The organism is Tractidigestivibacter scatoligenes (assembly GCF_001494635.1).
GTDB classification, from domain to species: domain Bacteria; phylum Actinomycetota; class Coriobacteriia; order Coriobacteriales; family Atopobiaceae; genus Tractidigestivibacter; species Tractidigestivibacter scatoligenes.
On sequence record NZ_LOJF01000010.1, the window covers coordinates 142515 to 164487 of the forward strand.

17 protein-coding genes are annotated in these 21973 nt (G+C 62.6%); 11 read left to right on the top strand and 6 right to left on the bottom strand.

Annotated elements, in window-relative coordinates; translation table 11 throughout:
* Positions 1–198: 198 nt before the first annotated feature.
* Positions 199–1509, bottom strand: a complete 1311-nt coding sequence (locus AUL39_RS10785; RefSeq protein ID WP_070807592.1) for an esterase family protein — start codon at positions 1507–1509, stop codon at positions 199–201.
* 290 nt (positions 1510–1799) lie between these two features.
* Here AUL39_RS10785 and AUL39_RS07740 point away from each other — a divergent pair, with 290 nt between their 5' ends.
* The 8 genes from AUL39_RS07740 to AUL39_RS07775 all read left to right on the top strand — a co-directional run bounded on the left by AUL39_RS07740 (position 1800) and on the right by AUL39_RS07775 (position 13035).
* The gene (locus tag AUL39_RS07740; protein WP_059055023.1) at positions 1800–3242 is read left to right on the top strand and encodes a CHAD domain-containing protein; all 1443 of its coding nucleotides are present in this window, start codon (positions 1800–1802) and stop codon (positions 3240–3242) included.
* Positions 3243–3254: 12 nt separating this feature from the next.
* Positions 3255–4619, top strand: coding sequence for a class II fumarate hydratase (gene fumC, locus AUL39_RS07745; protein WP_059055024.1), 1365 nt, complete (start codon positions 3255–3257; stop codon positions 4617–4619).
* Between the two features lie 40 nt (positions 4620–4659).
* Positions 4660–5943 (top strand): O-acetylhomoserine aminocarboxypropyltransferase/cysteine synthase family protein, encoded by a 1284-nt coding sequence (locus AUL39_RS07750; RefSeq protein WP_059055025.1) that lies wholly within the window; start codon positions 4660–4662, stop codon positions 5941–5943.
* 214 nt (positions 5944–6157) lie between these two features.
* The gene (locus AUL39_RS07755; protein ID WP_059055026.1) at positions 6158–7978 is read left to right on the top strand and encodes an NAD(P)-binding protein; all 1821 of its coding nucleotides are present in this window, start codon (positions 6158–6160) and stop codon (positions 7976–7978) included.
* Positions 7972–9705, top strand: coding sequence for a [FeFe] hydrogenase, group A (locus tag AUL39_RS07760; RefSeq protein ID WP_059055027.1), 1734 nt, complete (start codon positions 7972–7974; stop codon positions 9703–9705). Before AUL39_RS07755 ends, AUL39_RS07760 begins: the two co-directional genes overlap by 7 nt.
* Before the next feature lie 333 nt (positions 9706–10038).
* Positions 10039–11061 carry a FecCD family ABC transporter permease gene (locus tag AUL39_RS07765; RefSeq protein WP_059055028.1) on the top strand — a complete coding sequence of 341 codons (1023 nt, stop codon included), beginning with the start codon at positions 10039–10041 and terminating at the stop codon, positions 11059–11061.
* 7 nt (positions 11062–11068) lie between these two features.
* Positions 11069–11905: an ABC transporter ATP-binding protein gene (locus AUL39_RS07770; RefSeq protein WP_059055029.1), complete on the top strand. Its 837-nt coding sequence runs from the start codon at positions 11069–11071 to the stop codon at positions 11903–11905.
* A gap of 5 nt (positions 11906–11910) precedes the next feature.
* The gene (locus tag AUL39_RS07775; protein WP_059055349.1) at positions 11911–13035 is read left to right on the top strand and encodes an ABC transporter substrate-binding protein; all 1125 of its coding nucleotides are present in this window, start codon (positions 11911–11913) and stop codon (positions 13033–13035) included.
* 797 nt (positions 13036–13832) lie between these two features.
* Here the strand turns inward: AUL39_RS07775 and AUL39_RS07785 are convergent.
* Complete coding sequence (locus AUL39_RS07785) at positions 13833–14261, bottom strand: FKBP-type peptidyl-prolyl cis-trans isomerase (protein WP_059055031.1); 429 nt, start codon at positions 14259–14261, stop codon at positions 13833–13835.
* Positions 14262–14383: 122 nt separating this feature from the next.
* Here AUL39_RS07785 and murI point away from each other — a divergent pair, with 122 nt between their 5' ends.
* Positions 14384–15163, top strand: a complete 780-nt coding sequence (gene murI / locus AUL39_RS07790; RefSeq protein ID WP_059055032.1) for a glutamate racemase — start codon at positions 14384–14386, stop codon at positions 15161–15163.
* 726 nt (positions 15164–15889) lie between these two features.
* Here the strand turns inward: murI and larD are convergent.
* The 3 genes from larD to AUL39_RS07805 form a co-directional block, all read right to left on the bottom strand.
* Positions 15890–16615: a D/L-lactic acid transporter LarD gene (larD, locus tag AUL39_RS07795; protein WP_059055033.1), complete on the bottom strand. Its 726-nt coding sequence runs from the start codon at positions 16613–16615 to the stop codon at positions 15890–15892.
* Between the two features lie 248 nt (positions 16616–16863).
* Complete coding sequence (locus tag AUL39_RS07800; RefSeq protein WP_032110298.1) at positions 16864–17880, bottom strand: GGGtGRT protein; 1017 nt, start codon at positions 17878–17880, stop codon at positions 16864–16866.
* Between the two features lie 29 nt (positions 17881–17909).
* The gene (locus tag AUL39_RS07805) at positions 17910–18644 is read right to left on the bottom strand and encodes an iron-sulfur cluster assembly scaffold protein (RefSeq protein ID WP_032110297.1); all 735 of its coding nucleotides are present in this window, start codon (positions 18642–18644) and stop codon (positions 17910–17912) included.
* 198 nt (positions 18645–18842) lie between these two features.
* Here AUL39_RS07805 and AUL39_RS07810 point away from each other — a divergent pair, with 198 nt between their 5' ends.
* A complete protein-coding gene (locus AUL39_RS07810; RefSeq protein ID WP_082667321.1) occupies positions 18843–19766 on the top strand; it encodes a DMT family transporter in 924 nt (307 codons plus the stop codon).
* A 44-nt stretch (positions 19767–19810) separates the two neighbouring features.
* On the opposite strand, the gene AUL39_RS07815 is transcribed toward AUL39_RS07810, so the two are convergent.
* Positions 19811–20671: a DegV family protein gene (locus AUL39_RS07815; protein WP_059055035.1), complete on the bottom strand. Its 861-nt coding sequence runs from the start codon at positions 20669–20671 to the stop codon at positions 19811–19813.
* A gap of 162 nt (positions 20672–20833) precedes the next feature.
* Between AUL39_RS07815 and nudC the strand changes: the two genes are divergently transcribed.
* Positions 20834–21712, top strand: coding sequence for an NAD(+) diphosphatase (nudC, locus tag AUL39_RS07820; protein WP_059055036.1), 879 nt, complete (start codon positions 20834–20836; stop codon positions 21710–21712).
* The last annotated feature ends 261 nt before the right edge of the window (positions 21713–21973 follow it).

Sequence of the window (21973 nt, forward strand, 5' to 3'; positions counted from 1 at the left end):
TCCGTCTCTCCGCTGCCCTCTCTCCGTTCTTTAGCGGAATCTGAGAATTGCACTGGCTGCCAACTGGGCAAACGCGAGGCCCGTTTCACAAAAACCGATAAAGAACGAAGGGCAGGGGCGAGAACAGCGATACGTACGAGAAAGGCGAGACAGGAGAAGTTCCTGCCTCGCCTTTTGGTTGCGTGGGATGTCGGGGGTTTAGCGGGCCGACTTACGGGTGCGCGTCGTCTTCTTGGCCGCGGGCTTTGTAGCCGCGGCCTTCTTTGCGGGTGCCTTGGCGGCAGCGGTGGACTTGGCAGCGGGCTTCGCGGCGGGCTCGGCCTTGGGTGCGGGGGCCGCCTTCTTGGCGGGAGCAGGCTTCGCGGCGGCAGCAGGCTTCTTGGCGGGCTCAGCCTTGGCTGCGGGGGCCGCCTTCTTGGCGGGAGCAGGCTTTGCTGAAGTTGCCTTGGGGGCCGCCTTCTTGGCGGGAGCGGGCTTGGCCGCAGCGGCCTTTGGCTCCGCCTTGGTAGCTGGCGCGGCCTTGGGCTCGGCCTTCTCAGACGTCTTCGCCGCAGGTGCTGCCTTGGCTGCGGGTGCAACCTTCGCCGCAGGTGCCGCCTTGGCGGCAGGAGCGGCCTTCTTCACTGCCGGCTCCGCCTTCTTTGCCGGTGCCGCCTTGGTACGAGACGTGCGCGTGGCCTTGGTGCCAGCGGCCTTCTTTGCGGTCACGGGCTTGGCCGGCGCGTTCTTCGCTGCCTCGGCAACCTCCTCGGCGTGGTACTTCTCGGCCTCGTCCAACACGTAGGGGAGGAAGTACTGGACCTGCTTCTGCCACCAGGGCCAGTCGTGGTCCACGTCGGTTCCCCAGTAGTCGCACCAGGCGTTCACGCCCAGCGCACGGAAGGCGTCGTCCACGATGTGCTCGGTGCGCAGGCCCTCTTCCTCCCAAGCGCCCTGGCCGCAGCACAGGACGATCTCGCGCCTGTTGTAGAGGTCGATGTAGGGGTGGTCGTGCGGGGTGTTGGGCAGGAAGTGAACGGGGGAGTTGAAGTACAGGGTGGTGTTCATCCAGTCGCCAAAGAAGAACTGCGCGTCGTAGCCGCCGGAGAGCGCGATGACGCCCTGGAAGAGGTCCGGGCGGCGCAGGAAGGCGACAAGGGCGTGCGTGGCACCAAGCGAGCAGCCCATCGTGAGCGGACGCAGGTCAGAGCTGTTGCGCTCGTGCACGAAGGGAACGACCTCCTCGCACACGTAGTTGTAGAACGCCTCGATTACCTTGACGCGCAGGACGTTGTCGCCACCGCGGTCAGACCAACCCTCGGCGTCGACGGAGTCGAGGACAAAGAGCTGGATCTTGCCGCCATCGATGTAGTCTTTCATGGCGTCGACCATGCCGAACTGCTCATAGCAGTCACTCATCGCATCCTGGATAGGAAAAGCGATGACAGGCCACCCGGACTCACCATAGACGCGGATGCTCATGTCCTTGCCGAGGTTCTTGCTGTGCGCGGTTACCGTTTCCCGATTCATATGACCGCTCCCCTCATTTACTGGCTCAAGGTTGCATCTTTATGGTAGCAAAACTGCGTTTCGGGTGGTTTTCTAATCTGAAGAATGCAGGACCGCCGTTATGTTATCCATTCATGCGCTGCGCGCCAAGGTGACGTAACCGCGTCCACCCAACTTGGCCAACCGCCGGGGCGCGCAGTTAACGTGGCTGTCACGGGGTACTGCTATGCTAAAACCTCATGCGAGTATCGCTCGCATGTGTGCGTTGGGGTTCAGGTAGGGGTAAGCGTTGCGTTTGCGGAGGTTGTCTCATGGTCAGGACCCTTGTTCTCGTGCGGCACGGCAAGGCCGAGAAGGCACCGGACGGCTCGTCGGATCTATATCGCGAGCTCACGCCAGACGGCAGGCATGCCCTAGAGATTGCGTATCCGCGCACCTTCTCGCTGCTTGAGGACTACGACGACGTAAACGTGTGGTCAAGCCCCGCAATCCGCGCCATGCAGACGGCGCAGGTGGTCGCAAACGTGCTGGGCGTTGACGGCATCGAGGTCGACCAGACCCTCTACGACCAGAACGTGGACGCCATTCTCGCGCAGATTTCCACCACGTCCGAGGACACCGTGGTCATTGTTGGCCATGTGCCCTCGCTTGATGCCATCGCGTCGCGCCTGTTGGGCATGACCATCAGACTGAACAAGGGTGCCGCGCTGGCGCTCGAGCTGCCACAGCCCGAAGCTGCGGCGGAGGGCGAGGTGGCCACCCCGGCACCCGCGTCGCTTCTCTGGTTTGTGGATGGCCCCAAGCCCAGCGTTTGGGGGTCGCTCGTCTCCATCGAGGGCGAGGTCACCGCATCTGCCGGTGAGCTTGCGGCCAGCGCCGAGCGCTTCTTCAACAACCCCGATGACACTGACGCCCTCTGTGACTTTCGCATGGCCGTCCGCAGGCTCCGCTCTCTTGTCTCGTTCCTCTCCCCCTGGGAGTCCAAGAAGCAGGCCGAGCGTGCCGACAAGATCCTGCGAAACCTGCTTGACGCCACCGCGCGCCTGCGTGGGATAGACATCTTCTCCCAGACGGTCGACGACCTTGTCGAGGCAGGCGAGCTGGGCGAGAACAGCCTGCTTCCCGTTGCGTGCGCCCACGAGCGCAAGCTCGAGCGGAGCTCGTTCATGGAGCTGGTGCGCAAGAAGAGCCTCGTCAAGAAGCTCGACGCGTTGGTGGAGGAGCTCTCGGGCTTTCGCTGGAAGAAGTCCGTGCTTGTGCGTGGCCTTAGCGAGGAGGACCTCAGGTCTCGCTTTGACGAGGAGCTCGATGCCCTTGACCAGGCACTCTTTGGCCTTGACCTTTCTAGTGCCAATGCGGTCTACGACGCCCGTCGCGACGCGAAGGAGCTGCACTACGTGGCTAACCGCCTGGGCGTGGTGCTGGGCGACGAGCGCGCGCAGATGAGCCAGTACATGGACGAGATTCAGCGCGACCTGGGTGCGCTCTGCAACGCGCGCACCAACGCTACGCTGGCAGACGAGTTTCGCCACAGCCCGCGCTTCCGCGGCGTGCGCGCAGACCTTGGTGTTGCCGGGCGCGACCAGAGCGAGGTCGTCTCGGCGATTGTCTCGGGCATGAAGCGTCGCGAGGCAAGCGACGGGGCCGCGGAGGAGGAGGGTGCGCTGTCCGAGGAGGCGCCTGCCGCGGACGCCGCTGAGGTCGAGAGCACCGCCCCCACCGAGAACGCCACGCCCGAGACCTCTGCGGAATAGGAGGGCAAGCGCATGGAGTATCGCCGCGAGCACGACTCGATGGGGGAGGTCCTTGTCCCCGCGGATGCTCTCTGGGGCGCCCAGACCCAGAGAAGCCACGAGAACTTCCCCATAGGCACCGAGCGTATGCCCAAAGAGATCATCCGTGCGTTTGCGGTGCTCAAGAAGGCCGCCGCGCTGGCAAACGCTTCGCTTGGCCGCATGGACGAGAAGGACGCCGGGCTCATTGCCCAGGTGGCGGACGAGATCCTTGCCGGCAAGCTTGACGGGCAGTTCCCGCTGGTGGTGTGGCAGACGGGGTCAGGCACGCAGTCCAACATGAACGTCAACGAGGTCATCGCCAACCGCGGCAATGCCCTTGCCGGCGAGCGGCGCCTGCACCCCAACGACACCGTGAACATGAGCCAGAGTTCCAACGACACCTTCCCCACGGCCCTGCACATCGCGGCCGCCACGGCCATCACGCAGGACCTTCTCCCCGCAATTGACCAGCTCGTGGCAACGCTGCGACAGCTTGAGGAGAGAAGCGCCGGCATCGTGAAGTGCGGGCGCACGCACCTGCAGGACGCCGTGCCCATTGCCTTCTCGCAGGAGGTCTCTGGCTGGCGCGGCCTGCTGGAGGACTCGCGCGAGCAGCTCGAGGCAACGCTACTGGGGCTCTATCGCCTGGCGCTTGGCGGCACCGCCGTAGGGACCGGCCTCAACGCGCCGGCGGGCTTTGACACGTCCGTCGCCGCCGAGGTGGCCCGTCTCACGGGCATGCCGTTTGTCTCGGCTCCTAACAAGTTTGCGGCGCTCTCGGGTAAGGACGCCGTCGCATTTGCGCACGGCGCGGTGCGAACGCTGGCCGCCAACATGATGAAGATCGCCAACGACGTGCGCTGGCTGGCGTCTGGCCCGCGCTGCGGCTTGGGCGAGATTCGCATCCCCGCCAACGAGCCGGGCAGCTCCATCATGCCGGGCAAGGTCAACCCCACGCAGTGCGAGGCCGTGACCATGGTAGCGGTGCAGGTCATGGGCAACGATGCCACCATTGGCTTTGCCGCCAGCCAGGGCAACTTCGAGCTCAACGTGTTCATGCCGGTCATCGCCTACAACTTCCTGCAGTCCACGCGGCTCTTGGCGGATGCCATCCGCTCCTTCGACGAGCGCTGCGCAACCGGCATCGAGCCCATCCGGGAGCGCATGGACGAGAACCTCCACCGCTCTCTCATGCTGGTGACCTGCCTCAGCCCCTACATTGGGTATGAGAACGCGGCCAAGGTTGCGCACAAGGCCTTCGACGAGGGCACGAGCCTGCGCGATGCATGCATTGAGCTGGGCTTTCTCACCCCGGAGCGCTTCGACGAGGTGTTTCACCCAGAAGAGATGGTGTGAGCGCGGGCGACCCTCGCGCGCACGGCAGAAAGGAGTTCTCATGAGCGAACAGAGCATCGAGACCCGCTGTGTGCAGGCGGGCTACACGCCGGGTAACGGCGAGCCGCGCCAGGTGCCCATCGTCCAGTCCACCACCTTCAAGTACGACACCTCCGATGCCATGGGGCGCCTCTTCGACCTGGAGGACACGGGCTACTTCTACACGCGTCTCCAGAACCCCACGAACGATCACGTGGCGGCCAAGATCGCCTCGCTCGAGGGTGGCACCGCGGCCATGCTCACCAGCTCTGGCCAGGCGGCCAATTTCTTTGCCGTCTTCAACATCTGCGAGGCAGGCGGCCACGTGGTGGCAAGCTCTGCCATCTACGGAGGCACCTTCAACCTCCTTGCCCACACGCTGGGCAAGATGGGTATCGAGTGCACCTTCGTTGACCCCAACTGCACGCCGGAGGAGCTAGACGCCGCGTTCCGCCCCAACACCAAGTGCGTCTTTGGCGAGACCATCGCCAACCCGGCGCTGGCGGTTCTCGACATCGAGAAGTTCGCTACGGCGGCCCATGCCCACGGCGTGCCCCTCATCGTGGACAACACCTTCCCCACGCCCATCAACTGCCGTCCCATCGAGTGGGGTGCGGATATTGTGACCCACTCCACCACCAAGTACATGGACGGGCACGGCGCGTGCGTGGGTGGCGCCATTGTGGACTCCGGCAAGTTCGACTGGATGGCCAACGCGGAGCGCTTCCCCGGCCTCACGACTCCGGACGAGTCCTACCACGGCATTGTCTATGCCGAGAAGTTCGGGCAGGCCAGCGCCTACATCACCAAGGCAACGTCGCAGCTCATGCGCGACTTTGGCAGCATCCAGAGCCCGCAGAACGCCTTCTATCTGAACCTTGGCCTCGAGAGCCTGCACGTGCGCGTGCCGCAGCACTGCAAGAACGCCCGAGCCGTGGCAGAGTTCCTCTCCACGAGCGACAAGGTGGCGTCCGTGCGCTACCCGGACCTCCCTGGGGACCCGTACCGCAAGCTTGCCGAGAAGTACCTGCCCAACGGTAGCTGCGGCGTGGTGAGCTTCGAGGTTGCCGGCGGTCGCGAGGCGGCGGAGCGCTTCATGGCTGGGCTGCGCGTCTTTGCGATCGAGACGCACGTGGCCGACGCGCGCAGCTGCTGTTTGCACCCGGCGTCCTCGACGCACCGCCAGATGACCAACGACGAGCTGGTAGCGGCCGGCATCTCTCCCGCAATGGTGCGCATGAGCTGCGGCATCGAGGGCACCGATGACCTTGTGGCAGACGTGGAGCAGGCGCTGGCCCGCGTGTAGGGGCGCCCGCGTTCCTCTCGCCACTGGTATCTAATACATCCACACGGCGACAAGAAAACACCATTCAGAGGGGTGGGCATGAGCGCCCGCCCCTCTCTTCCTACCGTTTGCGGATTGACGGTTGGCGTGGGTCCGTCAGCCGGGAAACTTGAAATGTTATGCGTCCTCCTGGGTGGGGACCCAGGCCGGGCGACCAAGACAAGGAGAGGACCTTATGGCTAGGCTTCATGTGATGCAGCGTAGCGAGGCCCAGGCTGTCATGGACAGCCTGCACGAGGCGCTTAGCAGGCGCCTTGCGGTAAGCTCGCTCGCCCCCTGCCCGGTGGAGTTCACCGCGGCTTACGTAAACATGTGCGCCACGCAGAGCTGCGGCAAGTGCACGCCCTGCCGCGTTGGCCTGCGCGCTCTCTCGGACCTTTTGAACGACGTCCTGGAGAACCGCGCGGACGAGCACACGCTCGACCTTATCGAGCGCACGGCGCGCACAATCTACCTCTCGGCCGACTGCGCCATTGGCTACGAGGCCGGCGACATGGCGCTCACGGCCATCCGCGGCTTCCGCGACGACTTCGAGCACCACGTCCAGAAGCACGCCTGCGGCTTCACGCAGAGCCAGCTCGTGCCCTGCGTCTCGGGCTGCCCGGCGGGCGTGGACATCCCCGGCTACATCAGCCTGGTGGAGGCGAGCCGCTACACGGACGCTGTCCGCCTCATCCGCAAGGACAACCCGCTGCCCCTGGTCTGCGGCTACGTCTGCGAGCACCCCTGCGAGATGAACTGCCGTCGCGGCATGGTCGATGACCCCATGAACATCCGTGGCCTCAAGCGCTATGCCGTGGACCACATGGAGACGGACTACCGTCCCAACATGGCCGAGAAGACCGGCAAGCGCGTGGCCGTGGTGGGTGGTGGCCCCGCGGGCCTCTCGTGCGCGTACTATCTCTCGGTCATGGGCCACGACGTCACCATCTATGAGGCGCGCCACAAGCTGGGCGGCATGCTGCGTTATGGCATCCCAAACTACCGTCTGCCCCACGAGCGCCTGGACGCCGAGATCCAGTGGATTCTCGACTGCGGCATCCAGGTGAAGTGCGACACCAAGGTCGAGGACCTCGCTGCGCTGCGCAAAGACTACGATGCCGTCTACCTGGCCATCGGTGCCCACCTCGACCGCAAGCTGGGCCTTCCCGGGGAGGACTCGGTGGGCGTGCTCTCTGCCGTCGAGATGCTGCGTGCCCTGGGTGACGAGGTCCGCCCGGACTTCTCGCACGAGCGCGTCTGCGTGATTGGCGGCGGCAACGTGGCCATGGACGTGGCACGCTCCGCCATTCGCCTGGGCGCCAAGAAGGTCACCATCGTTTACCGCCGCCGCGTGGCCGACATGACGGCCCAGGACGAGGAGATCGCGGGCGCCAAGGCCGAGGGGTGCGAGCTTCTCGAGCTTCACGCGCCCATCGCCATCGAGTCTCAGGACGGCTACGTGACCGGCCTGCGGGTACAGCGGCAGATTATTGGCGGGCTCTCCCGCGGGCGCTTTGCCCCGCGGCAGGCGGACGCCCCCGAGGAGGTCATTCCCTGCGAGCGCGTGGTGGTGGCCATTGGCCAGGCCATCGAGTCTGGTCCCTTCGAGGAGCAGGGCGTGCCTTGCAAGCGCGGGCGCATCGAGGTGGGGGAGGATTCCGCCGTGCCCGGCATGGAGGGCGTCTTCTCCGGCGGCGACTGCCAGAGTGGCCCCGCCACGGTCATCCGTGCCGTCAACGCCGGCAAGGTAGCCGCGGGCAACATCGACAACTACCTGGGCTTCAACCATCAGGTCGCGCTCGACGTGGACCTGCCTCCCGTGCAGTTCAAGGGCAAGACGAGCTGCGCCAGGTGCGAGATGACGCTGCGCGAGGCCGAGGACCGCAAGCGCGACTTTGACCTCATCGAGAACGGGCTCACCGAGGAAGAGGCCCACCAGGAGGCATCGAGGTGCCTGAGGTGCGATCACTTTGGCTTTGGTGCGTTCCGCGGGGGGAGGATCGAGCAGTGGTAACCCTTACTATCGACGGCAAGCAGGTCGCGGTCCCGGAGCACACATCCATCCTGGATGCGGCCAGGTCCGTGAACATCAACATTCCAACCTTGTGCTTTCTGCGCGACATCAACGAGATAGGCGCGTGCAGGGCGTGCGTGGTCGAGATCGAGGGCATCGACCAGCTGGTGGCCGCCTGCAACAACACCGTGCTAGACGGCATGGTGGTGCGTACAAATAGCCCCAAGGTGCGCATGGCGCGCAAGGCCAACGTGGAGTTTCTCCTCTCGCAGCACGATTCCGAGTGCACGAGCTGTGTGCGCTCCGGCAACTGCACGCTGCAGACGGTCGCCAACGACCTTGGCATCACCAGCCTACCCTACACCAAACATCTGCCGCACCAGCCCTGGAACCAGGACTTCCCGCTCATCCGCAACAACGACAAGTGCATCAACTGCCTGCGCTGCATCCAGGTGTGCGAGAAGGTCCAGGCGGAGGGCATCTGGGACCTCACCAACCGCTCGAGCCACACCTGCGTGGGCGTGCGTGGCGGCGGCCTCATCGAGGACTCCGACTGCGCACTCTGCGGCCAGTGCATCACCCACTGTCCCACCGGCGCGCTGCGCGAGCGCGACGACACCGACCGCGTCTTCGATGCTTTGGCGGACCCCGATAAGATCGTTGTGGTGCAGGTGGCACCCGCCGTGCGCACAGCCTGGGGCGAGCCCTTTGGCCTGCCGCGCGAGAAGGCCACGGCCCAGCGCCTAGTAACCGCGCTCAAGGGCATGGGCTTCGACTACGTGTTTGACACGGACTTCTCGGCAGACCTCACCATCATGGAGGAGGGCTCCGAGCTGGTGGAGCACCTCAAGCATCCCGAGGGCGTGAAGTTCCCCATGTTCACGAGCTGCTGCCCCGGCTGGGTGCGCTACTGCAAGGCGCGCCACCCGCGCTTCACCGACCAGCTCTCCACCTCAAAGTCGCCCGGCCAGATGTTTGGCGCCATCGCCAAGAGCTACTATGCCGAGCTTCTGGGCGTGGACCCGCACCGCATCTTCTGCGTGGAGATCATGCCTTGCCTGGCCAAGAAGGCCGAGGTCGACATCCCCGTGATGAACGATGCCTGCGGCGATCCCGACGTGGACGTGTCGCTCACAGTGCGCGAGGTGGACCGCATGATTCGCGCCGAGCACATCGACGTCTTCTCGCTTGCTGAGACGGACTTTGACCAGCCGCTTGGCACGGCCACGGGTGCCGGCGTGATCTTTGGCGCCACCGGCGGCGTCATGGAGGCAGCCCTGCGCACGGCGTACTACCTGGTCACAGGCGAGAACTGCGACGCCGACGCGTTCAAGGGCGTGCGCGGCCTTGACGGCTGGAAGGAGGCTAGCTTCGACATTGCCGGCACCACGCTGCACGTGGCCGTGGCGAGCGGCCTGGGCAACGCCAACCGCCTGCTCAACGCGCTCGAGGCTGGCGAGGTCTCCTACGACTTCGTTGAGGTCATGGCGTGCCCCGGCGGCTGCTCTGGCGGCGGCGGGCTGCCCATCCACGACGGCGAGGAGCTTGCGGGCGTTCGCGGCGACGTGCTGTGGGGCCTTGACCGCGCGGCCAAGCTGCGCCGCAGCCACGAGAACCCCGCAATCCAGGCGGTCTACCGCGACTACCTGGGTGCGCCGCTCTCCGAGCGCGCGGAGGAGCTGCTCCACACCAACCAGCACGCGTGGAAGATGCCGAGAGAGGCATAGGCGCTGCGGCTAGGCTGCAGGGTACTTCTCGGCGGGCTCTTCGGACTTGACGGAAATCGGCCCTCCGGCGACATTTTGAACCGCCGGAGGGCGCGTTTTGGCAGCAAGTGCGTACAAGAACCCGGCTCCGGCGCCAGAGTGACGCCGGAGCTTACGGTATTTCGGGACTCTCGTCCAAAAGGGGTTCTCCGGCAGCGCTAGGCGCTGGACGGCATTCCAAAACATTATTCTGTCAGCCAGACGTGTTGTTTGGTTGGAGTATTATACCAATGAAATATCAAACTAACCTTTGGGTGCAGGACGTTCTTTCGAGCGGGATGGGGGCACCGGCTCATGCGTGAGGGAATTGCGCGCAACCACCCTGCTGTGGTGTTTGGGATGCTTGTCGTTATTACCCTGGTAATCGCGCTTGCCTCTCTTGTCCTTGGCCGCTTTTACATTCCCATTGACAGCGTACTGGGCATGTTGGGCAACCGAGTATTCTCTATTCCCGCCGCCTGGACTGGACAGCAGGAGACACTTTTCTTTAATGTGCGGCTTCCCCGTGTCGTCATGACGCTCGCGGTGGGCTGTTCTCTTGCTGCTGCGGGCGCAGCATTTCAGGGCATATTTCAGAATCCGCTTGTCTCCCCCGATTTCTTGGGCGCTTCGCAGGGTGCGGCTTTTGGGGCATGTCTTGCCATTCTGCTCTCATTGGGAACGCTGGGCGTCTCGCTCATGGCTTTCGCCTTCTCGATACTCTCGGTAGTAATCGTCCTGACGGTGAGTCACCTGGCCAAGGGCAACAGGGTGCTTGTAACCGTATTGGCTGGCGTTATGGTAAGTTCCCTCTTTCAGGCGGGGGTTTCATTCACAAAGCTGGTTGCCGACCCATCCGTTCAGTTACAGGCAATTACGTTTTGGCTCATGGGTTCACTTGCGAGTACGCGCAGCTCCGATTTTGCGCTCGTTGCGGCCCCCATGCTTGTTGGCAACCTTGGCCTCTTCGCAATTCGCTGGAAAATAACGATCCTGACCATGGGCGATGAAGAGGCGATATCCATGGGCGTTGATGCGCCGCGAGTCCGGACTTTGGTCATCATTCTCGCCACTATTATTACGGCGGCTAGTGTGTCCGTCTCTGGAATTGTTGGCTGGGTAGGCCTTGTGATACCGCATGTCGCCAGAGCCCTCGTTGGAGCGGACTACCGGCGGCTCTTGCCGGCAAGCATGCTACTGGGGGCCTCGTTCCTGCTGGTTGTTGATGATATCGCGCGCCTTGCCACTTCGGCAGAGATACCCATTGGCATCCTTACCGCATTTGTCGGTGCGCCCTTCTTTCTGTGGCTCATAACCAAGAGTCGCAGTCAGAGGTAGTGACGACATGAGCTTTGAAGTATCGCATCTCTCTTTCTCGTATGGCAAGCGCGAAGTGCTCCATGACGTCTCTTTTAGCCTACCCAATGGCTCGCTAGGCGCGGTGCTCGGACCAAACGGTTCGGGAAAGACCACGCTGTTTAGGTGCATCCTCGGTCTTTGCAGCCCATCTTCCGGAAACGTTTGCGCTAACGGCCATGATGTCGCAGGTCTTTCGGTGAGGCGTAGGGCAAAGGAGATGGCATATATCCCACAAGCTCATGCTATTGTCTTCGACTACGAGGTTGTGGACGTTGTCCTCATGGCATGCGGGACAGACCTAGGGATGCTGCGCTCTCCCCTTCGACAGCATGAGGAGCGGGCGATGGCTGCGCTTGAGCGCGTGGGAATCGCGGACTTGGCGCACCGGTCAATGAGGCAGCTTTCCGGAGGACAACAGCAACTGGTTCTTGTAGCGCGTGCCATTGCGCAGGATGCTCGCTCCATTGTGATGGATGAGCCTACCAGCGCCCTTGACTTTGGCAATACCGTTCGGGTGCTTGAGCAGGTGCGTGCACTCGTCGACGAAGGTCGCTCGATTTTGCTGTCAACGCATCAGCCCGAGCAGGCATACCTCTACGCAGACCGCGTGATTGCGCTTTCCGACGGACGGGTGATATCCGTGGGATCGCCGGCGGATGTGGTTACCTCCAGAGGTGTTAGCGATCTCTACGGCATGGATGTGCTGGTGAGCCCTCTCTTTGATGATCGGGCTCGCGCATGCGTTCCGGCGTCTATTGTTATGCCATCAAAATTGACATCACGAAAACAGGATAGTCGGGTGTCAGGGGAAGGGGAGGATTGAGAAAGGTGAAGAGAATTCAGACGACGAGAAGGGGTTTTGTCTCGGCCATGTCGTGTGCTCTTGGTTTGGGCGCACTTGGCGGGCTTGCTGGTTGTGGGGGAGCTCATGCACCTGCAACAACGGAGGGGGATTCTTCGCAGGCTTCGTCTACACGGAAGTTCACCGATTCCTGTGGCCGAGAAGTGGAGCTTCCCGACGAGATTACCAAGGTAGTCCCGTCGGGCCCAACCACTCAGCAGATTCTGCTTACTATTAAACCTTCACTTGTATGCGGACTTGCTACCAAACTTGCGGACGCCCAGATAAAGGTGCTCGGCGACAGCGTTGCTGCCTTGCCCGTGTTTGGGCAGATTTACGGTGGCAAGGGCGATTTCAACAAGGAGTCCGTTGCGTCCGCAGAGCCACAGCTCATCATCGATGTGGGTGAGGCCAAGGACACTATCGTCCAGGACATGGATGATTTGCAAGAGCGGCTCGGAGTTCCCTGCGTGCACATCGAGTCCTCGCTGGACAGTTATGACAAGATTTATGAACAGCTTGGCGAGCTCCTCGGCCAAGAGGCTCGCTGCTCTGACCTTGCCGGCTATTGCCGTGACGTATATGACGAGGTAACGGGCGCCGTTTCCACCATTCCGGAAGAGGACCGTCCGCGTGTTGCGTACCTTCTGGGTGACTCGGGTCTCAATGCTGTTGCGCGGGGCAGTTTCCAGGCTGGAGTTATCGACATGATTGCACAGAACGCGATTGTCGTTGAGAAGCCATCTCCTTCTGGCATGGGGCAGGAGGTCAGCCTCGAGCAGATTGCCAGCGATGACCCCGAGATGATCGTTTTTGGGCCGGGCAGCATATACGGCACGGTGGGGGACGACCCCGCCTGGGCAGATATCACCGCCATTCGAGAGAAGAACTACTACCAGGTTCCTGGCATGCCGTACAACTGGGTTTCCAGCCCAGCGGCAACAAACCAGGTGATTGGCATGCAATGGTTTGCTCGCATTTGCTATCCCGAGAAGTTCGAGACTACCGTTCAAGACGTTGCGGTTGCCTACTTCAAGACATTCTATGACTATGACCTCTCCGAGGAGGAATGCGCATCTGTTATGGAAGGGGCTCTTCCAAAGGGCGAGTAGATCAAAGCCCTCGGGGGTTACGAGCATTCCCTTCCGTTGGGTACAAGGCGGGCTAGGACGAGTGCTCTACTTTCCGGTGTGGGGGCGATGCACCTCGGGGTGCCCCACGCTGGGGAGAATCGCTCGATTGCCGTTTCGGCAAGCTCGGGGCGAACGACCACTATTGCGTGGGGCCAAGCATGCGTTGGCCCCACGCTTGCAATCTTGAGTGCCTGCGTAAGACCGATATTGCGGCGCAGCTCCAGCGGTCCAAGCTCATCGATGACGAGAAGTCCGGGATGCGCTGTGGCGGAATTCGCGTAGATTTTGGCGAGATGGGCGTTTACCTGGGAGATGGAGTCAGCAGAGAAAGTCCAGCCAGATGTTGCCACGGGTTCCCTGCTGGCGGGGCTTCCTTGTAAGCTGGCGGCATTCGTGGTCCCAGTCTGCTTGTCTGTGTTTGGTGCGGCAAATGGGACAAGGGTGCCCTGGGGGAGAAGGACATTGTCAATTCCGAGCTTCTTGAAACTGCCATCGGGAAGAGCGCGCCAGCGACCTGGAGCGAGCACGCCATAGCAGGGGATATCAACTGCACGAAGCGCTGCAGTGAGCGTTTCCAGCCAGCGCGTCTTGCCTGATTTACGTGGCGCAGTGAGAATGAATAGCACAACGTCCCCCTCTCTAAAGCTTCTTGATTCTGTCGCCGAAACGAAGCAAGCGCTCCGGCGCCAATACGACGCCGGAGCGTTTGTTATCGCGGGGTTCTCGTCCAAAAGGTGCCTTTGGGCGTCACGGCGCGCTGCCGGTTACGGCGAGAACTACTCCTCCACCTCGAGGAGCTCGATCTCGAAGTTGAGGTCCTTGCCGGCCATCTCGTGGTTGAGGTCGAACGTGATGTTGGTGTCGTCCTTGGCCGCGACCAGGGCGGGGAAGGGCTGGCCAGAGGGGGTTGCCAGCGTCACGCGGTCGCCCACCGAGAGCTTCTCGGCGCCGGGCATCATGGCGATGGGCAGCGTCTGGACGAGGTCCTCGCGCCTCTCGCCATAGGCCTCGGCGGCGGGGATGTGGACGTTTCTCGTCTCGCCAACTGCCATCTGGTCGACGGCGGCGTCAAAGCCCTTGATCATCTGGCCGGCCATGCACGTGAAGGCCAGCGGCTCGTTGCGGTCGCGGGACGAGTCGAACTTGGTACCGTCGTCGAGGGTGCCAACGTAGTGCACCTTGACCTTCTTGCCTGCGTTGCTCATGGGTCCTCCTTGGGGCGGCCGCGCACGGCCGCTTGTGGCTGCAATGGCAACAACTCTACGCCACAACGCCATCGGCCGCGAGTGGCATACTGGTTCCATGCAGGTATCGTGGGGAGGAACGCATGGCAGAGAAGGACAGAGGTTTTGTGGGGGTGTTCGACTCGGGGGTGGGTGGCCTCACGGTGCTGGGGTGCCTTGTCGCCGAGTTGCCGCACGAGCGCTTTGTCTTCTTTGGGGACTCCGCTCACGCCCCCTACGGCGACAAGCCCCCCGAGGAGGTCCTGGCGCTCTCGCGGCGCATTGCCGCCTCGCTTGTGAACGAGGGCGCAAAGGCGCTGGTCATCGCCTGCAATACCGCCACCTCCGTTGCCGCGCAGGCGCTGCGCACGGAGTACCCCACCATTCCCGTGATTGGCGTGGAGCCGGCACTCAAACCGGCAACGCTCGCGCCGCAGCACCGCCGCATCCTGGTGATGGCCACGGCGGCCACGCTGCGGCTGGGCAAGTTCCAGCGCCTCGAGGACCGCTGGGGCGCGGATTCCGAGGTCATCGAGGTGCCGTGCGTTGGGCTGGCCGACCTCATAGAGAAGGGCGACCCCGCCTCTCCCGCGATCCACGAGCTGCTCGAGCGCTACCTTGGCCCGTGGTGCGGCAAGGTCGACTCGGTGGTTCTCGGCTGCACGCACTATCCGCTTGTCCGCGAGCAGATTCGCGAGGTCATGGGCGACGTGCCGCTCTTTGATGGCGGCGAGGGCACGGCGCGAGAGACGCGCCGCCGACTTGAGGCGGCGGGACTTCTCGCCTCTAGCGCCCAGGTGGGGAGCGTGGAACTTCGCTCGAGCATCGATACCCCGGACGAACTGGCGCTCTACCAGCGGATCTTCGAGCTGGCGCAGCGCTAGGGGCCTGCCGACGGCGAGGACGCCTCTCCCAACGTCCCTTTCTACACCTTGCCCAACGTCCTTCTCTGCAGAGAATAGCTCCTTTTCTTAAGCTGCCGTTGCGTTTCCGCAGGTAACGAGCACCGGTTTTAAGAAAGGGAGCTAAACTTTGCGGCTGGCAGTTATGCCCGGAGCAAGTTTTGGCCGCCGCTCGTTGTTATTGCGCGATATTCCTCGTCAATAGGACGTTCGCCCAGTTGGCAATCACTACATCAAGGAATTTCGCGCAATAATCTTGGAAGACGAAGCAAGGCACCCCGAGAACAAACCGCAGGTGGAGCAGAGGGATTCGCCTCATCTGGTCTCCTGTTTGAGGTTCTTATCGGCTTAGCACCTTGGCTGTCCCTTCGTTATTGCGCGATATTTCTCATGACTCAAGTATTCGCCCAGTTGAGCATCTCAATATCAAGAAATATCGCGCAATAATTTCTGCCGAGAAGGTCCGATGCCCCGAGGCGAGGCCACGGACGAAGCTGAGGGGGCCTCACCTACCCATCCGCCCAGTCGTTCTTCAGCGGTTTCTGTGAAACGGGGGCAACGTTCCCGCAGGTCGCGCCAATCATCATTCTCAAAAACCGCTAAAGAAGGTAAGGGGGAAGCGGAAGGGGAGAAGGAAGAGGGGGCTACGGCAAAGAAAAAGGCCGGCACCCAGAGGGGCCGGCCGTGGTTCTCGCTATGTTCTGGCTCCTAGAAGATGCCGAGGAACCCGTGCACAAAGAGCGCTGCCACCGTCGCGCCCACAAACGGCGCGAGGCCCGGGACGGTGAGGCCGTACTTCCAGTTGTTGTCGGCCTTGTTCTTGATGGGAAGCACCTGGTAGGCCATGCGGGGGCCAAGGTCGCGCGCCTGGTTCATGGCAAAGCCGGTGATGCCGCCCATGCCCATGCCAATGGCCCACACCAGAAGGCCAACGCAGATGGCGCACAGCAGCAGGTTGTCGCCGGCGTAGTGCGCAATGGCAAGAATGCCGGAGATGAAGAAGAACGTGCAGAACGCCTCGCAGAAGAAGTCGTGCGGGAGGTTGTTTCTGGTGGGGTTGGTCGAGAAGATGTTGCGCTGGGCAATGGGGTCAACAACACCCTCGGAGTCCTTGAACTCGTCCTTGTACATGAACCATGCGGCAACGGCGCCCACAAAGCCGCCGAGCATCTCGGCAATCACATACGGAATGAACATGCTCCAAGGCACCAGGCCAAGGATGCACTGCGCAAGCGCCATGGCGGGGTTCATGCAGATCGAGCCGCCAAAGATGAAGAGGCACACCGAGATGCCAAACGACCACGTGGTGATGGCGAACATGTGACCGGAGCCCTGGTACTTGGTCCCTTTGAGCACGGTGTCGCAGTGGACGCCAACGCCAAAGATGATCATGAGGGCTGTACTCCCAAACTCGGCAAGGATGTTGTAGGGCATGGAGGCTCCTTCTCGCTGTGCTGCCTGTGATAGATGTGGGGATGAATCTGCCGTTCGCAGCAAGAATCATACCGGTTATGGAACAAAATGAGGATATTTACTTTTTTCTGCGAGAGAAACGCATAAGTTGCACGGCTTTGGACAAGGCTCCGCCCGAGGTCCGCCGCCCGAGAAGCCCCACCTACAAAAAAGGACCGCCACCCAACGGTGACGGTCCAAAAAACCAGGCAGTGCCGAGAGGCGCGAGCCTACTTCTTGAGGGACTCCTCGACGGCGACGGCGCATGCAACGGTGCAGCCGACCATGGGGTTGTTGCCCATGCCGATGAGGCCCATCATGTCGACGTGCGCAGGCACGGAGCTGGAGCCGGCGAACTGCGCGCTGGAGTGCATGCGGCCCATGGTGTCGGTCATGCCGTAGGAGGCGGGGCCGGCAGCCATGTTGTCCGGGTGCAGGGTACGGCCGGTGCCGCCGCCCGACGCCACGGAGAAGTACTTCTTGCCGGCAAGCACGCGCTCCTTGAAGTAGGTGCCCGCGACGGGGTGCTGGAAGCGCGTGGGGTTGGTGGAGTTGCCGGTGATCGAGATGTCGACGTTCTCGTGCCACATGATGGCAACGCCCTCGCGGACGTCGTCGGCGCCGTAGCAGTTGACCTTGGCGCGCGGGCCGTCGGAGTAGGGAATCGTCTCGACGATCTTGAGCTCGCTCGTGTAGTAGTCGAACTGCGTCTTCACGTAGGTGAAGCCGTTGATGCGGGCGATGATCTGGGCGGCGTCCTTGCCGAGGCCGTTCAGGATGACGCGGAGCGGCTTCTTGCGGGCCTTGTTGGCGTTGTTGGCAATGCCGATGGCGCCCTCGGCGGCAGCGAAGGACTCGTGGCCAGCCAGGAATGCGAAGCACTCGGTGTCCTCACCGAGGAGCATGGCGCCCAGGTTGCCGTGGCCAAGGCCGACCTTGCGGTCGTCGGCGACGGAGCCGGGGACGCAGAAGGCCTGCAGGCCCTCGCCGATGGCGGCGGCAGCCTCGGAGGCCGTGGTGACCTCGCCCTTCTCAGCCTTCTTCAGCGCGATGGCGCAGCCCAGGGTGTAGGCCCACTTTGCGTTCTCGAACGCGATGGACTGGATGCCAGTGGTGATGTCATAGGGGTTGAAGCCACGGTCGGTGCAGAGCTTGAGGGCCTCCTCGAGGTCCTTGATGCCGTACTGCTCGCACGCCTTGTTGATCTGGGCGATGCGGCGCTCGTAGCCTTCGAACGTGATGGCCATGTGCTGTACCTCCTTCTCTCTACTCGGAGTTACTCGTGGACGGGGAACGTGGACTCGGTGCTGTGGGTCTCCTCATCGGTACGAGGATCGATGAACTTCACAGCCTGATCCCACTGGCCGTAGTGACCCATGGCCTTCTGGACGGCCTCTGCGGGGTCGACGCCGGCCTTGACCGCGTCGGTGAACTTGCCGAGGTTGAGGAACTCAAAGCCCACGATCTCGTCGTTCTTGTTGATGGCCATGCGGGTGACGTAGCCCTGGGTGAGCTCGAGGTAGCGGGCGCCCTTGGCGGCGGTGCCGTACATGGTGCCCACCATGGAGCGCAGGCCCTTGCCGAGGTCGTCGAGGCCGGTGCCGATGGGCAGGCCGTCTTCGGAGAATGCGGTCTGGCTGCGGCCGTAGACGATCTGCAGGAACAGCTCACGCATGGCGACGTTGATGGCGTCGCACACAAGGTCGGTGTTCAGGGCCTCGAGGATGGTCTTCTTGGGGAGAATCTCGGCGGCCATGGCGGCGGAGTGGGTCATGCCCGAGCAGCCGATGGTCTCGATGAGGCACTCCTCGATGACGCCGTTCTTGACGTTGAGGCTGAGCTTGCAGGCACCCTGCTGCGGGGCGCACCAACCAACACCGTGGGTGTAGCCGGAGATGTCAGTGATCTCCTTGGCCTGAACCCACTTGCCCTCCTCGGGGATGGGCGCCGGTCCGTGGTATGCACCCTTGGCAACTGGGCACATGCGCTCCACTTCTGCCGAATACTGCATGTGTTCTCCTCTCCGAACTCCCTCGCCGATGCCCCTTGCACCGACGCGATCGTTGCCGGCAATGCCGGTTAGAGCTCTGGTGCCGGAAATCCTCCAGCGCTTTCAAGTTTACGGCATGCACGGGGCTGCGGAGACGAGCGTGAGAAAAATCCCTGCGCTCGCTATGTGAGACCGTTCTCGGGTCGTATAATCGCCCGCATGCCAAACACGCGTGACATACGAACCGCTCCTATGTGGGCATGGAAGATCGGGATGCTGTCCTGCGCCATCATCTGGGGCGCATCGTTTGTCATCATCAAAGACACGCTGGACGTTGCCCCCGCATGTTGGCTCATGGCCGTCCGCTTCCTTATCGCCACTGTGCTCATGGCGGTTATCTTCTGGAAGCGTCTGCGTGACAACTTTGATTGGAGCCACGTTCTTGCGGGAGGGGTCCTGGGCGTTCTGTATGGTGCGGGGTTTGCCGTCCAGAATCTTGGCCTTGCCTACACCACGCCGGGGAGAAGTGCCTTTCTCACTGCCATCTATTGTGTGCTGGTGCCGTTCATCAACTGGGCGGTGATCCGACGGCGCCCCGGTGCGTCGAGCCTGGTTGCGGCACTCCTGAGCATTGTGGGCATCGCGCTCATCTCGCTGGGGGACGACATGCGCCCGTCGTTGGGGACTGGCGAGTGTCTCACGCTCCTCTCGGCGGTGTTCTTTGCCATCCAGATTGTGTTTGTCGACAGGCTCTCCAGCTCGCACGACATGACCACCATCTCTGTGGTGCAGCTGGGCTTCATGTCTTTGACCTGCGCCGTGTTCTCGCTGGTTCTGGGCGAGCAGGCACCGGCGCTATCCGGGCTTGGCACCTCGTTCTGGCTTTCCCTTGCCTACCTGGTGATTCTCTCGTCCTGCGTGACAACGCTCATCCAGAACGTGGGACAGACCGTTGTGCCGCCGGCTCAGTCTGCGCTGCTCCTCTCGCTTGAGAGCGTGTTTGCGGTCATCGCGAGCGTGATCTTCTACCACGAGCAGCTCACGCCCCAGCTGGTCCTGGGGTTCTCGCTGGTGTTTCTCGGCGTGCTCGCGAGCGAGCTTGGGCCCATGCTTCTGAGAAGGGCCACGGCCCAGCGGGCGTGAATGGCGTGCGGGTGCGGTGGCTTCGCGGTCCCCGCGTGCCGGCCTTACTCGGCGGCCACGGCCGCGATGCCAAAGGCGCCTGGACCGGAGTGGCTTGCAATCACGCAGCCGGACTTGACCCACTCGATCTCCTGTGCACCGTGGTCGCGCAGGATCTTCTCGACCAGCGCGCGGATGATGGGGTCGGGCGCGTTGCCCACCGTATACGTGAGGTTCACGCGCGAGAGGTCCATGGGCTCGCGAGTTACGAACTCCTCGACGAGCTGGCCCACGCACTTGACCATGGCGCCACGGCGCTTCTTGGTAGCCACGAGCTTGCCGTCGAGCACCTCGACCGTGGGCTTGATGCGCAGGAGCGTCGCGCCGAGAAACGCCACGTTGGAGAGGCGGCCGCCCGCGCGCAGGTACTCGAGGTCACCGGGGATGAAGGCAAAGCGGATGCGGCGAACCTGGCTCTCGACAAATGCCTTGACCTCGTCTTCCGTGGCGTCGGGGTTGACCTCCATCATGCGGGCGACGTTGGTGACCACCAGGCGCAGCGCGCAGGAGACGGACTTAGTGTCCATCATGGTCACGTAGTCGCGGCCCTCCGCGGCGAGGTGCGCGCTGCGGTAGGAGACCGTGGTTGCGGCGGAGTAGGCCAGGTAGAGGATCTTGGCCGTGGGGTACTTCTCGTGGATGCGGTCGAATGCTGCGGAGAAGTCCGCAGGTGTGCAGCCCGAGGTCTGTGGCAGCTTGCCCGTGGTCTTGTAGTACTCGTAGAGCTCCTCGGGCGGGAAGGAGTCGTCGTTGCGGGAGACCTCGCCAAAGTTCACGTGCATGGGAGCAACCACAATGCCGTGGCGGCGTGCGGTCTCCTCGTGGATGTCGGAGCCGGTCTCGGTGACAAGGATGTAGTCTGCCATGGTTGCCTCCGCAGCCCTGGTGGTGATATTTCAACGCATCTCATAGCTATTGTACGGATATGTTGGCGCGCTACGGGCATTCGTCGGCGCGCGTGGGGATAATGCACACGAATACAAGGAGACAAAGGGAGTTTCCCTTTGTCTCATCGGGGAGGAGCTGACGTGATCCAGGAGACGGGCAAGGCGTACGACAACCACTTCGAGCCCAAGGAGGCAAAGGCCGAGAGCTACGTGCTGCACTACCGTGACCGCTCGGCGCTCGTGCGCGTGGTGGCCGTAGGCGAGCGCGGCGCGGACGAGTTTTCGTCGGGCGAGATGATCGAGCTGCCGCGTCTTGCGGACTATCCCACGCCGCCGGAGCGCACCGTGTTCGCGTTCCGCATTGGCGAGGATGACTTCTTCCTTGCACTGGACGACGAGGTTGCAACGCCGGCGGGATTCACTTACGAGCGCGTGGGGTGGCTGCGCGGGGTGGGCCCGGCCGACCTCGCGTTTGCCGCGGCTGTTGGGTCCCAGCTTGCCTCGTGGTATCGCGACAACAGGTTCTGCTCGCGCTGCGGACACGCCATGGAGCTTGCGCCGCGCAGCCGCGAGATTGTGTGCCCCAACTGCGCAAAGATCGTCTACCCCAAAATCCAGCCGGGCGTGATTGCCGCCGTGACGGATGGCGAGAGGATCGTGCTCACGCGCTACCAGGGACGCGCGCTCAAGCTGTGGGCGCTTGTCGCCGGGTTCACAGAGATTGGCGAGTCAGTGGAGGACACCGTGCGCCGCGAGGTCATGGAGGAGGTGGGGCTGCGCGTGCGCGACCTGCGTTTCTACAAGAGCCAGCCCTGGCCCTTCTCGGACACGCTGCTCATGGGGTTCTGGTGCCATGTGGACGGGAGCCGGCGCATCCGCACCGACCACCAGGAGCTTGCGGAGGCACGCTGGTTTTCCCCGGAGGAGATTCCGCTGGAGCGCGCGAACGACCACGCCAGCCTTACGGGCGAGATGATTGAGCTGTTCCGCACGAAGGGTGCAGCCGGGCTGGGGCTGTAGAGGTGGCGCGATAAAGGCCATTTTTACTATCACAGCCCCTTCCTGCTGTCCCCCTTAGATTTAGAAGCGGCTTGCTGCATAAAAATGCTCTATCGAACTGTGAAATCAAAGTTGCTGCATAAAAATGCTCTATCGAACGGTGCTGTCGGAGAGCAAGCATCAAACTCTAAATTATATTTGCATGAATTTCGATAACGCCTTTGAAATATGCAAAATAATGCAACTATTGTTAAACTTTTGATGTAGCGGAAGCGGACGGGC